Annotated in this window: 17 protein-coding genes and 1 tRNA gene; 5 read left to right on the forward strand and 13 right to left on the reverse strand. The window is 70.0% G+C overall.

Going from position 1 to position 15,466, the window contains the following annotated elements:
* Positions 1-63: 63 nt before the first annotated feature.
* Positions 64-1,578, forward strand: a complete 1,515-nt coding sequence (gpmI, locus tag CNO20_RS03790; RefSeq protein WP_101294668.1) for a 2,3-bisphosphoglycerate-independent phosphoglycerate mutase — start codon at positions 64-66, stop codon at positions 1,576-1,578.
* 163 nt (positions 1,579-1,741) lie between these two features.
* On the opposite strand, the gene CNO20_RS03795 is transcribed toward gpmI, so the two are convergent.
* Positions 1,742-2,410, reverse strand: a complete 669-nt coding sequence (locus CNO20_RS03795) for a VTT domain-containing protein (RefSeq protein WP_101294669.1) — start codon at positions 2,408-2,410, stop codon at positions 1,742-1,744.
* A gap of 98 nt (positions 2,411-2,508) precedes the next feature.
* On the opposite strand from CNO20_RS03795, the gene CNO20_RS03800 reads away from it, so the two are divergent.
* Positions 2,509-2,883 (forward strand): DUF5830 family protein, encoded by a 375-nt coding sequence (locus tag CNO20_RS03800; protein WP_101294670.1) that lies wholly within the window; start codon positions 2,509-2,511, stop codon positions 2,881-2,883.
* A 14-nt stretch (positions 2,884-2,897) separates the two neighbouring features.
* On the opposite strand, the gene CNO20_RS03805 is transcribed toward CNO20_RS03800, so the two are convergent.
* A complete protein-coding gene (locus tag CNO20_RS03805; protein WP_101294671.1) occupies positions 2,898-3,938 on the reverse strand; it encodes a DUF7115 domain-containing protein in 1,041 nt (346 codons plus the stop codon).
* Positions 3,939-4,056: 118 nt separating this feature from the next.
* On the opposite strand from CNO20_RS03805, the gene CNO20_RS03810 reads away from it, so the two are divergent.
* Positions 4,057-4,232 (forward strand) — tRNA-Met (locus CNO20_RS03810).
* Positions 4,233-4,955: 723 nt separating this feature from the next.
* On the opposite strand, the gene CNO20_RS03815 is transcribed toward CNO20_RS03810, so the two are convergent.
* From CNO20_RS03815 to CNO20_RS03840, 6 genes are all read right to left on the reverse strand, one after another.
* Positions 4,956-5,225 carry a hypothetical protein gene (locus tag CNO20_RS03815; RefSeq protein ID WP_199174710.1) on the reverse strand — a complete coding sequence of 90 codons (270 nt, stop codon included), beginning with the start codon at positions 5,223-5,225 and terminating at the stop codon, positions 4,956-4,958.
* A gap of 623 nt (positions 5,226-5,848) precedes the next feature.
* A complete protein-coding gene (locus CNO20_RS03820; RefSeq protein ID WP_101294672.1) occupies positions 5,849-6,478 on the reverse strand; it encodes an RNA 2'-phosphotransferase in 630 nt (209 codons plus the stop codon).
* A 103-nt stretch (positions 6,479-6,581) separates the two neighbouring features.
* A complete protein-coding gene (locus CNO20_RS03825; RefSeq protein WP_199174711.1) occupies positions 6,582-6,758 on the reverse strand; it encodes a DUF8178 family membrane protein in 177 nt (58 codons plus the stop codon).
* A 127-nt stretch (positions 6,759-6,885) separates the two neighbouring features.
* Positions 6,886-7,392 (reverse strand): DUF1684 domain-containing protein, encoded by a 507-nt coding sequence (locus tag CNO20_RS03830; RefSeq protein WP_101295021.1) that lies wholly within the window; start codon positions 7,390-7,392, stop codon positions 6,886-6,888.
* A 153-nt stretch (positions 7,393-7,545) separates the two neighbouring features.
* The gene (locus CNO20_RS03835) at positions 7,546-8,520 is read right to left on the reverse strand and encodes an aldo/keto reductase (RefSeq protein ID WP_101294674.1); all 975 of its coding nucleotides are present in this window, start codon (positions 8,518-8,520) and stop codon (positions 7,546-7,548) included.
* 56 nt (positions 8,521-8,576) lie between these two features.
* Positions 8,577-8,855, reverse strand: coding sequence for a DUF8028 family protein (locus CNO20_RS03840; protein WP_233203896.1), 279 nt, complete (start codon positions 8,853-8,855; stop codon positions 8,577-8,579).
* 257 nt (positions 8,856-9,112) lie between these two features.
* Here CNO20_RS03840 and CNO20_RS03845 point away from each other — a divergent pair, with 257 nt between their 5' ends.
* Positions 9,113-9,313 (forward strand): hypothetical protein, encoded by a 201-nt coding sequence (locus tag CNO20_RS03845; RefSeq protein ID WP_199174712.1) that lies wholly within the window; start codon positions 9,113-9,115, stop codon positions 9,311-9,313.
* A gap of 96 nt (positions 9,314-9,409) precedes the next feature.
* Positions 9,410-9,688, forward strand: coding sequence for a DUF8072 family protein (locus tag CNO20_RS03850; protein ID WP_101294675.1), 279 nt, complete (start codon positions 9,410-9,412; stop codon positions 9,686-9,688).
* Positions 9,689-9,730: 42 nt separating this feature from the next.
* Here CNO20_RS03850 and CNO20_RS03855 read toward each other — a convergent pair whose 3' ends face one another.
* The 5 genes from CNO20_RS03855 to CNO20_RS03875 form a co-directional block, all read right to left on the reverse strand.
* A complete protein-coding gene (locus tag CNO20_RS03855) occupies positions 9,731-10,681 on the reverse strand; it encodes a DMT family transporter (protein ID WP_101294676.1) in 951 nt (316 codons plus the stop codon).
* Positions 10,682-10,772: 91 nt separating this feature from the next.
* Positions 10,773-12,110 (reverse strand): ABC transporter ATP-binding protein, encoded by a 1,338-nt coding sequence (locus CNO20_RS03860; RefSeq protein ID WP_101294677.1) that lies wholly within the window; start codon positions 12,108-12,110, stop codon positions 10,773-10,775.
* The gene (locus CNO20_RS03865; RefSeq protein WP_101294678.1) at positions 12,103-13,431 is read right to left on the reverse strand and encodes an ABC transporter ATP-binding protein; all 1,329 of its coding nucleotides are present in this window, start codon (positions 13,429-13,431) and stop codon (positions 12,103-12,105) included. The genes CNO20_RS03860 and CNO20_RS03865 overlap by 8 nt, the downstream gene beginning before the upstream one ends.
* Positions 13,428-14,441: an ABC transporter permease gene (locus tag CNO20_RS03870; protein ID WP_101294679.1), complete on the reverse strand. Its 1,014-nt coding sequence runs from the start codon at positions 14,439-14,441 to the stop codon at positions 13,428-13,430. The genes CNO20_RS03865 and CNO20_RS03870 overlap by 4 nt, the downstream gene beginning before the upstream one ends.
* A complete protein-coding gene (locus CNO20_RS03875; RefSeq protein WP_101294680.1) occupies positions 14,441-15,427 on the reverse strand; it encodes an ABC transporter permease in 987 nt (328 codons plus the stop codon). The genes CNO20_RS03870 and CNO20_RS03875 overlap by 1 nt, the downstream gene beginning before the upstream one ends.
* Positions 15,428-15,466 lie beyond the last annotated feature (39 nt).

The raw sequence follows: 15,466 nt of genomic DNA on the forward strand, positions 1-15,466 counted from the left end.
TGCCCGGCCGCCATCCTCGCCCGAAGCGAAGGGTAGTTACCCGCGGCGGCGGTGGTATCGCCCATGAAGGTTGCGCTCGTCATTCTCGACGGATGGGGACTCGGCGACCACGACCGCAGAGACGCCGTCAAGGCCGCCGACACGCCGAACTTCGACCGATTCGCCGAGTCGGGCGCGTACGGCACGCTCGACGTGTCCGGGCGCCGCGTTGGCCTGCCGGAGGGCCAGATGGGCAACAGCGAGGTCGGACACGTCAATATCGGCGCCGGGCGGGTCGTCTACCAGGCGTACACCCGGATCAACGACTCGATCGGGGACGGGTCGTTCTTCGAGAACGACGCGCTCGATTCGGCGTTCCGGTACGCGGAGGAGCGAGGCGGTCGCGTCCACCTCATGGGGCTCGTCAGCGACGGCGGGGTCCACTCCGACCAGGAGCACCTGTACGCGCTCGTCCGGATGGCCGCAGACCGGGGCGTCGAGGCGGTCACCCACGCGTTCACCGACGGTCGGGACACCGACCCGAAGGCGGGGGCCGACTACCTCGCCGAACTGGAGTCGGTCGTCGCCGACCGCGGGACGGGCGACGTGGCCACCGTCTCCGGCCGGTACTACGCCATGGACCGCGACCTGAACTGGGAGCGGACGAAGCGGGCGTACGACGCCATCGTGCGCCGCGAGGCGACGTTCGAGGCCGAAAGCGCCGTCGCGGCCGTCCGCGGATCCTACGAGCGCGGGGAGACGGACGAGTTCGTCGAGCCGACCCTGATCGAGGGCGGACCGGCGCTCGAAGACGGCGACGCGGTGATCTTCTTCAACTTCCGGTCGGACCGCGCCCGGCAGCTCGTCCGCATGCTCGCGGACATCCGTCCGGACTGGCCCTTCGACACCTCGCCGCCGGACGCGGAGGTCGTGACGATGACGCAGTACGACAAGACGTTCGACCTGTCGGTTGCGTTCCCGCCGACGCAGCCGGAGGACACCCTGGGAGAGGTCGTCTCCGAGGCGGGGATGACGCAGCTGCGCCTCGCCGAGTCGGAGAAGTACGCGCACGTCACGTACTTCCTCAACGGCGGGCGCGAGGTCGAGTTCGACGGGGAGATCAGGCGCATCATCCAGAGCCCCGACGTGCCGACCTACGACCAGAAGCCCGAGATGAGCGCCGAGGAGGTGACGGACACGGCGATCGCGATCATCGAGTCCGACGACCCCGACGTGCTCGTGCTGAACTACGCCAACCCGGACATGGTCGGCCACACCGGCGATTTCGACGCCGCCGTCAGGGCCGTCGAAGCCGTCGACGAACAGCTCGGACGGCTCGTCGCCGCCGTCCAGGCCGCGGGCGGGCACGCCCTGATCACGGCCGATCACGGGAACGCGGACGACATGGGGACGCCCGAGGAGCCGCACACCGCGCACACCTACAACCCCGTCCCGATCGTCTATCTCGCGCCCGACGGCTCGGACGGCGGTCGGACCGTCAGGCCGGGCGGGTCGCTCTGCGACCTCGCGCCGACGATCCTGCGGCTCGTCGGGGTCGAGCAGCCCGGGGCGATGACGGGCGAGTCCCTCCTGGAGTGAACCGAGTGACGGGCCGACCCGCGAGTCCGCCGTAGAACGGCGGGCGTGTCCCTCTTAGCGTGGTCCTAAGATCGCGCTCGGGTCGTCCGACGGTCCCCTCGCCCTCCCGCGGTTCGATACCGTCCGTCCATCGCCACCCGCCCGTTCGCTCCCGGCCGCCAGCTCACCGCCACCCGCGCCCGAAGACGCGGCCGAGCCGCGAGTCGTCGCCCCGCAGGAACCGGTACGCCGGCCCCGCGAGGAGGAGCGCGGCGAGGAGCGCCGCGGCGGCGACGAGTCGGACGTCGATCGCGCTCGACAGCGAGTCGGCCGTCAGCGCGTCGAGCGACGCGCCGGCCAGCGCGCCGCCGGCCGCCCACGGCAGCTCCCCGAGCGCGGTTCCGACGAGGAACGGCCGGAGGGGGACGTTTGCGGCCCCCGCCCCGACCGACACCACGTCGGACGGCGCGGGGAGGAGGCGGCTCGCGGCGACGCTCCTGACGGTGCCGGCGTCGTCGACGAACCGCTCCCCGGCGTCAGAGAGCCGGCCGCCGCCCCCGGTGCGCCGGGCGAGGGAGTACGGGACGAGGCTCGTAACAACCATCAGCGCGAGCGCGACGCCGATCCCCGCCGCGCCGTAGCCGTACCCCGCCCCGACGGCGAGGAGCGTCGTCGGCCACGCGAGGAACGGCCGGACCAGCGACAGCGCGAGCAGGACCGCGCCGAACCGGACGGGGTCGGAGGAGAGCCCCGCGAGCCACCGCAGCGTTCCGTCCGGGGAGGAGAGCCACGCTCCGAGCGCGACGGCGGCGATCGCGGCGGCTCCGAGGAGGAACCGGGCCCGGCGGTTCATACCACCCCTGCCAACCCGCGGTGGAAACGCTTTGCGCTTCGCGGAGCGCGCTCGGGCTCCGCGGAACGGTTAAGCGTCCGGCGGCGGAACGGGCTCCCGTGACCGACGCCGGGAGCCGGGACGAGCGGGTCGCCCTCGCGCTCGACCTGCTGGCGCACCTCGAACGCGACGAGCTCAGTCTCGCCGAGGTGGTCGACCGGATCGAGACCGTGACGACCGACCCGACGGCGACGCGCGAGATCCTCGACGAGGCCGAAAAGCGCGGCATCATCGAGCGCGAGGACGGGCGGATCCGGACGCGCCGCGGCGGGACGTTCGTGCGATTCGAGAGCCAGGTCGTCACGAGGGAGGGCGACTTCTCCTGTCGCCGCTGCGGGGCGGGCCTCTCGACGGGTCACTTCATCCGCTTCGACTCCGGCGAACTCGGGCCGTTCGGGTCGTCGTGCATCAGGAAAGTCACGGGTCGAGAGTAGAATGCGGAGCTCTCCTATCGACCCCGCCGCAGTTCCTCGATGAGCTGCTCGACGAGCTCCCGCTGTTCGCGGAGCGCCTCGTTCTGCCGCTCGACCGCGCCTTCGAGCGCCGCGAGGCGGCTCGCGAGCTCCTCGTCCGAGCCGGCGTCGGCCGGCTCGAACCCGGTACCCCGGAACTCGTCGGCCGCCGCGCCGTCAGCTCCCGCGCCGTCGGCCGCCGTATCGGCGTGCCGGGGTTCGGCGTTCGGGGGATCGGCTCGCCCGTCGGCCGCGCGGGGCGCGCTCTCGGACGACCGCGCGAGTTGCGACGGGGTCGCGCTCAGCGGATCCGGACCGTCGCCGAAGTCGACCGCGCTCCGCGCGGACCCGCCCGAGCCCCTCTCGTCCGCACTCGCGTCTTCGTCTCCGCGCTCGTCGGCCGAGACGGCAGCGCGGAACTCCGAGAGGCTCCCGACGCCGTGGTACGCCAGCAGCGCGGATTCGAGTCCCTCGCGCACCGCCCGCGCCTCCTCGTTCGGCGCTTTGAACCGCTCCTGTCGGTCGCCGAGCGTGAGGACGACCGAGGTCGCGACGCTGCCGTCCTCGAACGCGAGGTCCGTCACGTCGTCGTAGCGGAACACCTCGTAGTCGTCGTCCCAGACGGCCGCGCCGATGTGCTTCACCACCCGCGAGTCGGTGATGACGAGCGTCAGTTCGCTGAACCGGAAGACGTGCGTCACGGTTTCGCCGTCCTCGACGATTCCGACGGCGGCGAGCGCGCCCGCGAGAACCGGGTGCAGCGCCTCCCGCAGTCGCTTCGTCGGGACCGCGAACGAACGTTCGCCGTCGAGACCGTAGCCGAGGGAGACCTTCGACTTCCGCTTGCCTTCGGACACCTCGATCCGCTCGGCGTCGTGCGGGTACGTTTCGACCGCCTCGTCGGACAGCAGCCCGTCGGCCCGGTAGACGAGCGTTCGCGTCGGGGTGACGAGCAGTTCGTCCTCGCCGCCGAGCGCCACGCGGGCGGTGACGGACTCGCCGTCGAGTTCGGACCGGACGAGTTCCGGGAGACCCATGGCGGGGTGTCCCGCTACTATGACATAAATCCGAGGGGTGTGCCGCGAGGCGGCGGCGAGCGATCGGGCGAACCGATATGAGAAGGTTAAAGAGTCTCATCGCAATACGTGGAAGTGAGCCCGGGTGGCTTAGCTGGACATAGCGCCGCACTCATAGGGTATCGCGTCGGTCCTCCGCGGTCCGACCACCGAGCTTCGGTGCGGTAACCGCCTTGGAAGCTCCGCTCCCGGAGGCCCGCCGAGCCTCGTACCTGGGACATGCGGAGATCGTGGGTTCGGAGCCCACCCCGGGCACTCGACGACTTCTCGCCGTGATCCGACCGCCCGCAGAGCGCGGGCTGTCCTCGTGGCCCTCCGTCGGTCGTCGGACCGTCTCGCAGCAGTTTCCGCCCTCCGAGTTCAGACGCCAAAAAACGTTCGAGGGGGTCTCAGACTTTTCCCCTCACCAGCCATCACGGATGGCTGTTGGACCTGACGGATGTACGCAGCACAACGTGACTGACCCAAGTGCTGCGAAACATAGATTCAGGCACCCCGGCATAAGTTTTCTCCTTTCGCGGAGAATTTTCAAATTTCTATACATTCGGGGCCAGGGTGGATCGAGCGGTGCCGATGGCGGCGCGTGCGCCGGCGTTCGGTCCATTGATCGACGTTCTTGAAGTTACTATTCCCCATTAATAGCATTCTGATCACACTATGTCGGGGGGAGTCGCACTACCGCTCTCCGAGGAGCGGGGGCGAGTGGTCGGACGAGAGGTTCCTACAGCTCTCGGCCTTCTCGTTACCGTCGGACGGGCCACCGGGGGACACGCCCCCTGCCGGCCCACCCGCGGAGATGCCGCTCCTGACAGGAAAGTGCAGCACCACATGACTGCCTTAGTGCTGCGGACCCTTCTCCCGACACCGTCGGCATAAGCTTTCTCCTCGTCGATTCGTTCGAAAGCGGCGACCGCTCGCCGGCGTCGGCGCGACGCTCTCGACCGGCTTCGGCGTCCGCCCGCCGAGTCCGGTCGGGTCTCACCGCGAGAGCAAGCCGCGCGAGCGCGTCCGAAGCTCGCGCGAGTCCACGATCGTCGGGAACCCGCCGTCGCGCCTGATCTCGACTCCTTCGGGGAGATCCACGGGGTCCGTCGGAGCGAGCATCAGCACCTCCTCCGCCTCGGTCTCGACGATCTCCCGCCCGGTGTCCGTCTCCCACATGCGCGGGGTCCACGCGCCCGATTCGAACCGCTCCCAGAGGTCGTTTTCCGTGTAGTATCTCCCGTTCGATCCCTCGTAGACGGACATGTCAGTCGCGCACCGTCGGAGGCTTCGCTCTCCGACGATCCGCCGCGACGGGACGAGAGCGGCGGGAGCCGCGGGCGAAACCGCGCTTCGTCGAGCGCCGAGTGCCCGCCCCGCCGGGCCTATCGGCGTCCGCCGGCCGTCGCACCCCGCTCGTCGGTTCGCGCGCTCGTGCTGTTCTCCTGTCGATCGTGTGTCGTTCCGACATGTGTCAAATGCACCCTCCGTTCCCTACTCGATCCGGTACACACGCGTCCGGTCGGAAACCGAAACGTTCGGCGCTACGAAAGCGATCGGTGCGCCGCCTCCCCTAGTACGTTTCACCCCGGCTAGCAGGATAAACGGAAACCATGCGTACGCAAGCGACTTATCAGCGTCACGTCTCGTCGGTCGGCGTTCCGGATCCGGATTCGAGGCATCTCCGCGGCGGACCGGAGCAGCACGATCCAGCGAGAGCGTCCGGACGGAACGGTCGGGCGTCCAGTAGTCGCGAATCCGCGACCGCTCCGCCGGAATGTCGCGATCCGCACGGCGAGCGAGCCGCGCGCGAAAGGACGCGGAAGAGCCTAGTAGCGGTCCCGGCGAGCGGGACGAATCCGACGGTCGATCGCGCCCGTCCGCGGGAGTCACAGGCCGAGGTACCGGGGCGGGACCCGGTCGGCCGTGTACGTCTCGGGGCCCCGGCGGCGAATCGGAAGCCCGTCCGAGAGCATCGCCTCCGAGTCGACGACGAACACGATCGGCTCGGCGGCGTGACGCCGGCCGACCGACCGCGCGCCCTCCCGCGTCGGGGACAGGTGGACCTCCTGCCGCCCCATCGGCTTGAGCCCCTCTTCGCGGATCGAACCGACGTTCCTCGGAGCGGTTCCGTGGTAGAGCCGGTCGGGGACCGCCCCGCCGTCCGTTCCGGAACCGAGATCGACGTCGACGGAGTGACCGTAGGCCGCCCTGATCCGTCCGTCGGCGCGCTCGAAGCGACCTTTCGGATCCGTCGCGACGACGGCCTCGACGGCCTCCGGGGTCGCCCACTCGTACCGGTCCGTCGCGGCGCGGACGAGAGCGGCGTACCGCACCCGGCCCGCGTCGTCCATCGAGAGGCCGAGATCCGACGGAAAGTGCCGGAGCGCGCCGCTCAGGAACCGCGACAGCCGTTCGCGCCGGTCGGCGTCGAGAACGAGCCGTCCCCGCGCGCCGCAGTCCGGGCAGACGCCGGCGTCGAACGGACCGTGCGCCTCGCAGGTTCTGAGAGCCGACATCGGGTTCCATCCGCCCGCCCGCCGGAAGGCAGTTTCGTCCGATCGCCCGGGCGGACGCACGCCTCCTCGGGTCGGTCTCGCGCGAAAAACCGCAGTTCGGGGCTTAAACCGGCCGGCCGTCGCCGTCGGTTCCGAGCAGATACGTGCCCGCCGTGAGAAGGATCGCGGCGGGGAGGACCAGCACGCCCATGCCTGCGCCCGGCGTGACTCCCGGGAGGAAGGCGAGCGTACCGACGATCATCAGGACGAGCCCGATCATACCTTTGCGTGTGACGTCCATGCCTCTACCGAAAGCTACGCCGCGCATCGCATAAGGCGTTTGGTTTATCCGTCGTAACGGACATAATCTATCATCATATTCTCCGGCCGTCCCGCTCGCTCCGGCAGTCGAGGGTGGACGGACCGGTTCACCCCGTTCGCTCGCCGGCCCGGATCGCCGCTTCGAGCCAGTTCTCCTCCGGGGGGAGCGGACACGAGAAGGTGTCGCTGTAGGCGCAGAACGGCTGGTACGCGAGGTTGAAATCGAGGACGGTTTCGTCGCCGTCCCCGAGGTCGCGCTCCGGTTCGAACTCCATGTACCGGCCGCCGCGGTAGGTCTCCTGGCCGGTCGTCTTGTCGCGGAACGGGACGAACAGGGTCCGACCCTCCGCTTCTTCCTGGCGGTAGGCCGCGAGCGTCCGGTCGTCCCCCCGGAGTTCGAACTCGAAGGTGACGACGCGGAGGTAGCGCACGTTCGGACCGCTCGTCGTCTCCATCTCGACCGGGTCGGGTCGGTCGTGAACCCGCGCGGTCGCCCCGATCCGGTACGTCGGATCGGGGTCGAAGTACGACAGCCCCTCGAAGCCGTCCCGCTCGGCGGGCGGAATCGGCGACTGGGGGTGCTCGGCGAAAAAGGCGTCCTTCTCGTCCCGCATCCGGCGTAGCTCTGCCGCCCAGGCGTCGGCGTCGAAATCGGTTTCGCTCACGTCCGCCCCTACCGGCCGACGACATAACGGTCTGACGAAGCGCGGCGGGATCTCTCCCCCGCTGCGCGCCGACGATCCGACGATCCGCCGACTTACGCCGGTTCACGCCCGCTTCGCGTCGGCGAGACGCTCGAACTGTTCGTCGGAGATCGAAACCTCGCACGCGGCGAGGTTCTCCCGGAGCTGGTCGACCGTCCGCGCCCCGACGATCGGCGCGGTGACCTGCTTGTGGCGCGTGAGCCAGGCGAGGCTCACCTGCGCCGGGCTGGCGTCGACCGCCGCCGCGACCTCCTCGACCGCCTCCAGCGCGTCGAAGTTTTCGGCGGTGAGGTACGAATCGACGAACCGCTGGTCCGTCGCGGCGCGGGAGTCCGCCGGCGGCTCCTCGTCCCGACTGTACTTCCCGGTGAGAAACCCGCCCGCGAGCGGCGACCACGGGATCACCCCGACGCCGTAATCGGCGCACATCTCCAGGTAGTTCCCCTCGATCTCCCGGTTGACGACGTTGTAGCGCGGCTGTGCGAGCCTGAACGGTTCGTACCCCCGCCGGTCGGCGATCTCGTTCGCCTTCGCCACCTTCCAGGCGTTCGGTTCGAGCGTCGAGGTGCCGAGGTAGTTGACCTTCCCGTCGCGGACGAACCCGTCGAGGGTGCGCATGAACTCCTCGGCCGGCGTGTCGTCGTCCCAGCGGTGGGTGTACAGCAGGTCGACGTAGTCGGTGCCGAGGCGATCGAGGATGCGGTCGATCTGCCTGCGGAGGTGCTTCCGATTGAGCCCGCGGCCGTTCGGGTCCTCGCGGGTGGGCCAGTAGATCTTCGAGGCGATCACGAAGTCCTCGCGGTCGCGCTCCGCGAGCCAGTCGCCGATGTACTCCTCGCTGCGCCCCTCGCCGTACATGTCGGCGGTGTCGATGAAGTTCCCGCCGCGCTCGGCGTAGGCGTCGAGCAGCTCGTGGGCCCGGTCGCGGTCGACCTCGATCTCGCCGGCGTCGTTCTCGCGGCCGAACCGCCAGGTGCCGAACGCGACCTCGCTCACCTTCGTCCCGGTCGGTCCGAGCGGAACCGTTTCGAGAGACATGTCGGTCGCTCCGCCCCGTGTCGTCTAAAGGATCCTGATTCGCTCGTCCGGGACGGTCACCGCTTGTGCGCGCGTCCGACGTACAGCGCGACGAGGTTCGCGGAGAGGAGGCCGACGAAGACGAGCGGCGCGGAGCCCTTCAGCCCGTCCAGGAGCAGCGGAACGTAGAGGAACGGGAGCGCGATCGCCGCCCAGAAACAGAGGGCGCGGAGCGGAACGACGACGGCGTGCGCCATCGCGCCGAAAACCTGGCGGTCGATCCCGGACGCGAGCGCGTCGTCGGCGCTGCCCGGTCGAGTCGGCTGTTCTTCGACGGTGGTTGAGGGGCTCGACATGACGTGGGACCTCACGAACTGGTCTTCGCCGGACGGTGACATATAGCCGCGTGAGCCTTCGATCCCTTTCGGCGCGTTTCACCCCGAGAACGCCGCGAACGGCGACGTTTCACGAACCGATCTCGGGCCTCCTAACAATTTATCGAGACGACTGATTCTTTTATTCTCCGCGTGTGACACCACGAATATGTCAGCCGGTCGGCCCTCCGTCCGACCGTTGAGCCGACCGACCGTCGCACCGACCGGCCGCCGATCGGGTGCCGATCGTCGTCGCCTCGCGGTGTCGCGCCGGCCCGACGGAGCCGGTGTACGGGACGCGGGGCGGCGGCGTGACGCTCCGGGAGCGCGGCGCGCTGTTCGCGGGAGACTTGCCCGCCTCGAAGGGCCGGATCGAGCTCGTCCTCGCGCTGTCGGCGGGGTTGTCCCGCGGGGAGGTCGCGTCGCTGTTCGAGGCGTGACGCCCTCCGCGTACTGTTCGACGCCTGACTCCCTCGACCGGCGGCCGCGCGCTCGGGTCGTGACGGATTTATGTCCCGCGCCGCGTTGGCGGACACATGGCCGATCTCAACCCCCTCGCGAAGCGCATCTACAACGTCACCCCCGAGCCGGTTCGGCTCACGCTCGACGACGGCTCGACGGGCGTGTACCACCTCGAGAGCGCGGAGTTCTTCCAGCGGGAGTTCCAGGGCGAGGGAACGCGCGAGGGCGACGACGCCGAGTACCGATTCGCGACGACGGAGGACAACGAGCGCGTCATCGTCGGGCGGAAGGGCCCGGACGAGGGCGGCTGGTCGATGGTCGGCACCGTCGTCGAGGCCGAGCGCGCCGAGTGACGGTCGGCGGTCACGGGGCGGGCGCGCTCGCCGACGGGACGATCAGTTCCGCGAGAAGAGCGCCCGGAGCTCCCCCCCGAGGCGCGGAACCTCCGCGCGGATCGCCTCGCGCTTGATGAGGAGGAAGCCGACGAAGATCAGGAGGAAGCCCGCCGCGGTCGCGGCTCGCGGCTCCTCCGCGAGGAAGACCCACCCCGAGAGCGCGGCGAACAGCGGCGCGACGTAGGAGACGAGGTTGATCTGGATCGGTCCGAGCCGATCGAGCAGCGTGAAGTAGATGAGAAAGCCGACCGCGCTCGCGCCGATCGCGAGGTACAGCAGGGCCGCGAGCGCCGCGGGCTCGGTCCACCGAACGCCGTCGCCGACGATCGGCTCCCCGAGGCCGAGCGAGACGAGGTGCATCAGGAGCGCGCCGCCGAGCATCGACCACGCCTCCATCGACTCGATCGGCATCTCCGCGTCGATCCGCCGCGTCAGCACGCTCCCGAGCGCGAACGCCGCCGCCGCGCCGAACACCAGGAGCTTCGCGATCACCCCGCCGGAAAGGAGGTTGTTCGGATCGGGTTGCGAGAGCACGGCGACGCCGACGAGACCCAAAAGAAGCCCCGCGATCCCCGCCGCCGTCAGCCGCTCCGCGGGGAGGAACATTCGCGCGAAGCCGGTCGTCAGCACGGGGCTGAGGCTCACGATGACGGCCGCCGCGGCGCTGGTCACGGCGGGGTCCGCCTCGCCGACGAACAGCATCGCGTGGTACGCCGCGATGAGGAGCACCGAGCCGATCCCGACCAGCGCCCACTGCCCCCGCCCGCGGGGGAGCGGGTCGTCGAGGACGTGCCAGGCGTACGCGAGCATGAGCAGGCCCGCGATGTCGTAGCGGACGGCCGCGAACAGCACGGGCGGGAAGAACTCCAGACCGGCCTTGATCGCCATGAACGCCGACCCCCAGACGGCGGCGAGAACGACGAACAGCGCGGCGTTTCGGTACCGTGTCACAGTGACGGTCGCCCCGGACGACGCCTCAAGGTTTCGCTTCCGGCGATCGGATCCACCGACGGACGCCCGGGGCGGCCGGGGCGTGCGACGCTCAGTCCGCCCGCGCCTCGGCCTCGTCCCTCCCGGCGTCGGGTTCGACCGGCTGATCGTACAGGTGGCAGGCCGCCGGGTGATCGCGCTCCTGGAGAACCGGTCGCGTCGTCTCGCAGACGCTCTCGAAGCGCTCGCGGAGCGTTTCGGCCGCGCGGTCGCCGTCGCCCTCGGCGAGGGCGTCGAGCGCCTTCTCGACGACGTCCTCGTTCTCGCCGTCCAGGTCGGTGTCGAACAGCTCCTCCCGGAGGTGCCGCTTGAACGCCGGCTTGTCCGCCCTGCCGGGATCCCCGACGGCGTCCCAGACCGCGTCCGGGTTCAGATCGCCGGACTCGACGCGGTCGCGGAGGTCCATCACCTCGCGGTACGTCCGCTGGTCGATGTCGACGTCGTCGGGCGGAATGACGAGCGGGCAGCGCGTCCGGAACCGGCAGCCCGACGGCGGGTCCCGCGGCGACGGCACGTCGCCAGAGAGCGCCTCGACGCGCCGGCCCTGCTCGGAGAGCTTCGCCCGCGGGACGCTCTCCAGAAGCGCCCGCGTGTAGGGGTGTCGCGGGTCGTCGAACAGGTCGTCCGTCGGGCCGAGTTCGACGATCTCGCCGAGGTACATGACGGCGACGCGGTCGCAGATGTGCCGGACGACAGAGAGGTCGTGGGCGATGAACAGGTACGTCAGGCCGTACTCCTCCTGGAGGTCGTCGAGCAGGTTGAGCACCTGCGCCTGGACGGAGACGTCGAGGGCGGAGACGGGCTCGTCGAGGACGATGAACTCGGGTTCGAGCGCGAGCGCGCGGGCGATCCCGATCCGCTGGCGCTGTCCCCCGGAGAACTCGTGGGGGTACCGATCCACCTGGTTCGCCGAGAGGCCGACCCGTTCGAGCAGCTCCTTCGCGCGGTCGCGGCGGTACTCGGACTTCGAACGGCCGTCGCCGGTGTCCTCGGGGAGCCCGTGGATCCGCAGCGGCTCGGCGAGGATCTCGCCGATCGTCATCCGGGGGTCGAGGCTGGAGAAGGGATCCTGGAAGACGATCTGGGCGCGCCGGCGGAAGCGCGTGAGCTCGTCGCCGTCCATGTCGAGGACGCTCTCGCCGTCGAACTCGACGCGCCCGCTCGTCGCCTCGCGCAGGCGGAGCAGCGTCTCGCCGGTCGTCGACTTCCCGCAGCCGGACTCGCCGACGACGCCGAGCGTCTCGCCGCGGCGGACGTCGAAGCTCACGCCGTCGACCGCCTTGACGCTCCGGGACCCCCGACCGAGGAGCCTGTCGAGCAGCGAGTCGCCCTCGACGTAGTACTTCCGGAGGTCGCGGACGCGGACCAGCGGGTCGCCCGCGTCAGTCATCCGCGTTCACCTCCGGTTCCCGCCGTCGCTCCGGATCCGCGGACCGCGGCGGACCCGCCGACTCGGGGTCGAAGTAGCCGTCGGGGAGCGCCCTCTCGGGATCGTACTCCCGCTCCGCGAGCACGCAGCGCGCCCTGTGCTCCGTCCCGTCGTCCCCGCGTTCAGCGCCGCCGTTCCCGCCCCCCGCGGCGTCGTCGACGCCGTCGAGGTCGCTCCCGACGCCGCCCTGCGGTTCGCCGGCCGACACCGCGAACTCCGGGATCCGGGTCAGGCAGTCCTCCATCGCCATCGGGCACCGGTCGGCGAAGTAACACCGGTCGCCCATCTCCGAGTCGAGCAGGCTCGGGACGTTCCCCTCGATGGGTTGCAGGCGCGGGGCGGGGTCTTCGAGGTCCGGGATCGACCCGAGGAGCCCCCGCGTGTACGGGTGCACGGGGTTCTCGAACACGTCCGCGAGCGTTCCGCTCTCGACGATCTCGCCCGCGTACATCACCCCGACGCGGTCGCACATCCGGGCGATGACGCCGAGGTCGTGGGTGATCATGACGACGCTCATCCCCTCGCGCTCCTGGAGGTCGCGCAGGAGGGTCAGGATCTGCGCCTGGATCGTCACGTCGAGCGCGGTCGTCGGCTCGTCCGCGACGAGCACGTCCGGCTCGCCCGCGAGCGCCTGGGCGATCATCGCCCGCTGGAGCATCCCACCGGAGAACTGGTGGGGGTACTCCTCCGCCCGCTCGGCCGGGTCCGGAATGCCTACCTGTTCGAGCAGTTCGACCGCCCGCTCGCTGCTCTCCTCGGAGACGTAGGACCGCGAGGGGAGCACGCTGTCGACGATGAGGTTGCTCAGACCGTACCCCTGCGTCCGCGACCGCGTCCGCCGGGGGTTCGCCCGGGCGCGCCGCTGCACCTCGACGGCCTCGGCGATCTGTTCGCCGACGGTCAGCGAGGGGTTCAGGCTGCTCATCGGATCCTGGAACACCGTGCTGAACGCCGGCCCGCGGAGCGATCGGCGGACGCCCTCGGGGAGCCGACGCACGTCGACGAACTCGCCGTCGACCGCCTCGGGGCGCGTTTCGCGGAACTCCCCGGCGAGGTCGGCGTTCCGGTACCACACCTCGCCGGCCGTGATCCGCCCCGGCGAGTCGACGAGGTCGATGAGCGAGAGGGCGGTGACGCTCTTTCCGGATCCGCTCTCGCCGACGATGCCGTAGATCTCGCCGTTGCGGACGTCGAAGCTGACGTCCTCGACGGCGTTGACCTGCCCCTCCTCCGTGAAAAAGCGGGTCGAAAGGCCCCGGACCCGCAGGATCTCGTCGGTCATACGCCCCCCTCCCCCTCGATGCCGGGGTCGAGCGCGTCCCTGAGCCAGTCACCGACGAGGTTGATGCCGACGACCGCGAGGACGATGGCGAGCCCGGGCAGCGACGCGATCCACCAGGAGGTCGAGAGGTACTGCCGCCCCTGCGCGATGTCGAAGCCCCACGAGAGGTTCGCGCCCGAGAAGCCGAGGTACGCGAGGGAGCTTTCGAGCAGGATTATCGCGGCGATCTGGATCGTCGCCAGCACGAGGATCGGCGTGAGGCTGTTCGGCAGGACGTGCCGGAGGATGATGGACGCGTCGCTCGCGCCCAGCGCGCGGGCCGCCTTGACGTACTCCTCGCTCCGGACGGACAGCGCCTCGCCCCTGGCGACGCGGGCGAACCAGACCCAGTTCACGAGCGCGACGACGACGATCACCGTCCCCGGAAGGACGATGTTCGGCGGCATCCCCGGTTCGACGCCGGCGGCGACGATCGGATCGGGGATGCGCAACGACGCGCCGCCGAGCAGCCCGATGAGCGCGATGGCGAGCACCAGCGACGGGAACGCGAGCATGACGTCCGAGACGCGCATCAGCCCGTCGTCGACCTTTCCGCCGTAGTAGCCGGCCGTCAGCCCGACGGTGACGCCGATGAGGACCGCGAGCGTCGTTCCCAGGAGGCCGACGAGCAGCGAGGTGCGCGCGCCGTAGATGATCCGCGAGAGCATGTCGCGGCCGAGCGAGTCGGTTCCGAGCGGGTGCGACAGCGAGGCGTCGACCTGCCGCTCGCGCTGGACGACCTCGATGCTCCCGTTGACCATCTCGGATGTCGTCTCGTTCGTCACCGCGCTGAACCCCAGCGGCGGAAGCTGCGACTCGCCGAGGTTCTGTTTCAGCGGGTGGTGCGGCGCGAGCACCGGCGCGAGCACCGCCACGAGCAGGACGGCGACGACGAGCGCGATGCCGACCTTGGCGAGCGCGCTCCGGCCGAGTTCGCGCTTCAGGTTCCGAACGGTTCGCGGCGAGACCATCAGTCGTACACCACCCGCGGGTTGACGTACGCGTACAGCGCGTCGACGGCGATGTTCACCACGACGAAGCTCGTCCCGATGACGATCAGACAGCCCTGGATGAGCGGCCAGTCGCGCGCATTGATGCTGTTGATGACGAGCGTCCCGAGTCCGGGCCACGCGAAGACGGCCTCGGTGATCACCGCGCCGCCGATCAGCGACCCGAGCTGGAGCCCGAGCACCGTGATGACCGGGATGAGCGTGTTGCGCAGCGCGTGCTTGTACCGCACGAGCGACTCGGGGAGCCCCTTCGCCCTGGTCGCTCTGACGTAGCTCTTGCCGAGTTCGTCGAGCATCCCGCTCCGGGTGAGCCGCGTGATGAGCGCGGTGAAGTACGTCCCGAGGGTGATCGCCGGCAGCGTGATGTACTTCGCCCAGACGATCAGCCCGTTCGGGTTCCCCTGCGCGAGGTAGCCGAGCGCGTCGACGAATCCGAGCGCCCGCCTGCTCGTCGGGAACAGGTCGAACTGCACCGACAGCACGAGCACCAGCATGATGCCGAGCCAGAAGTTCGGCGTGCTGATACCGGCCAGGGAGAAGGTCGTGGCGGCGTAGTCGGCCGGCTCGTGCCGCCGGGTCGCGCTGACGACGCCGAGCGGGATCGAGAGCGCGACGGCGACGAGCGTGGCGACGACCGCCAGCTCGACCGTCGCCGGGAGCCGCGCGAAGATGCGCGCGCTGGCCTCGGTTCCCGAGATGTAGGAGTAGCCCATGTCCCCCCGAACGAGCTCCGCGAGGTAGTCGAAGTACTGTACGTAAAGCGGTTTGTTGAGCCCCAACTCCGCCGCGATCCGTTGCCGGAGCGCCGGACTGGCGTCGAGGGGCGCGATGAAGGTGATCGGGTCGCCCGGAGTCACGAATCTCAGGAGAAAGACGACCGTCACTACGCCCCAGATGACGAAGACGCCCTGCAGGGCCCGCTTGAGGATAAATCGGCCTAGTGACATGCGTGGTTCGAGTGTCGGTGTATCGATGAAGGTCGTTCG

Origin of the sequence: Halegenticoccus soli, assembly GCF_002844195.1 — an archaeon.
In the GTDB taxonomy this organism is placed as follows: Archaea; Halobacteriota; Halobacteria; order Halobacteriales; family Haloferacaceae; genus Halegenticoccus; species Halegenticoccus soli.

Excerpts from the sequence above, each read along its gene's own strand:
- gpmI (WP_101294668.1), top strand. The coding sequence starts at position 64 with ATGAAGGTTGCGCTCGTCATTCTCGACGGATGGGGACTCGGCGACCAC.
- CNO20_RS03795 (WP_101294669.1), bottom strand. The coding sequence starts at position 2,410 with ATGAACCGCCGGGCCCGGTTCCTCCTCGGAGCCGCCGCGATCGCCGCC.
- CNO20_RS03805 (WP_101294671.1), bottom strand. The coding sequence starts at position 3,938 with ATGGGTCTCCCGGAACTCGTCCGGTCCGAACTCGACGGCGAGTCCGTC.
- CNO20_RS03815 (WP_199174710.1), bottom strand. The coding sequence starts at position 5,225 with ATGTCCGTCTACGAGGGATCGAACGGGAGATACTACACGGAAAACGAC.
- CNO20_RS03820 (WP_101294672.1), bottom strand. The coding sequence starts at position 6,478 with ATGTCGGCTCTCAGAACCTGCGAGGCGCACGGTCCGTTCGACGCCGGC.
- CNO20_RS03825 (WP_199174711.1), bottom strand. The coding sequence starts at position 6,758 with ATGGACGTCACACGCAAAGGTATGATCGGGCTCGTCCTGATGATCGTC.
- CNO20_RS03830 (WP_101295021.1), bottom strand. The coding sequence starts at position 7,392 with ATGCGGGACGAGAAGGACGCCTTTTTCGCCGAGCACCCCCAGTCGCCG.
- CNO20_RS03835 (WP_101294674.1), bottom strand. The coding sequence starts at position 8,520 with ATGTCTCTCGAAACGGTTCCGCTCGGACCGACCGGGACGAAGGTGAGC.
- CNO20_RS03840 (WP_233203896.1), bottom strand. The coding sequence starts at position 8,855 with ATGTCGAGCCCCTCAACCACCGTCGAAGAACAGCCGACTCGACCGGGC.
- CNO20_RS03850 (WP_101294675.1), top strand. The coding sequence starts at position 9,410 with ATGGCCGATCTCAACCCCCTCGCGAAGCGCATCTACAACGTCACCCCC.
- CNO20_RS03860 (WP_101294677.1), bottom strand. The coding sequence starts at position 12,110 with ATGACTGACGCGGGCGACCCGCTGGTCCGCGTCCGCGACCTCCGGAAG.
- CNO20_RS03865 (WP_101294678.1), bottom strand. The coding sequence starts at position 13,431 with ATGACCGACGAGATCCTGCGGGTCCGGGGCCTTTCGACCCGCTTTTTC.
- CNO20_RS03870 (WP_101294679.1), bottom strand. The coding sequence starts at position 14,441 with ATGGTCTCGCCGCGAACCGTTCGGAACCTGAAGCGCGAACTCGGCCGG.
- CNO20_RS03875 (WP_101294680.1), bottom strand. The coding sequence starts at position 15,427 with ATGTCACTAGGCCGATTTATCCTCAAGCGGGCCCTGCAGGGCGTCTTC.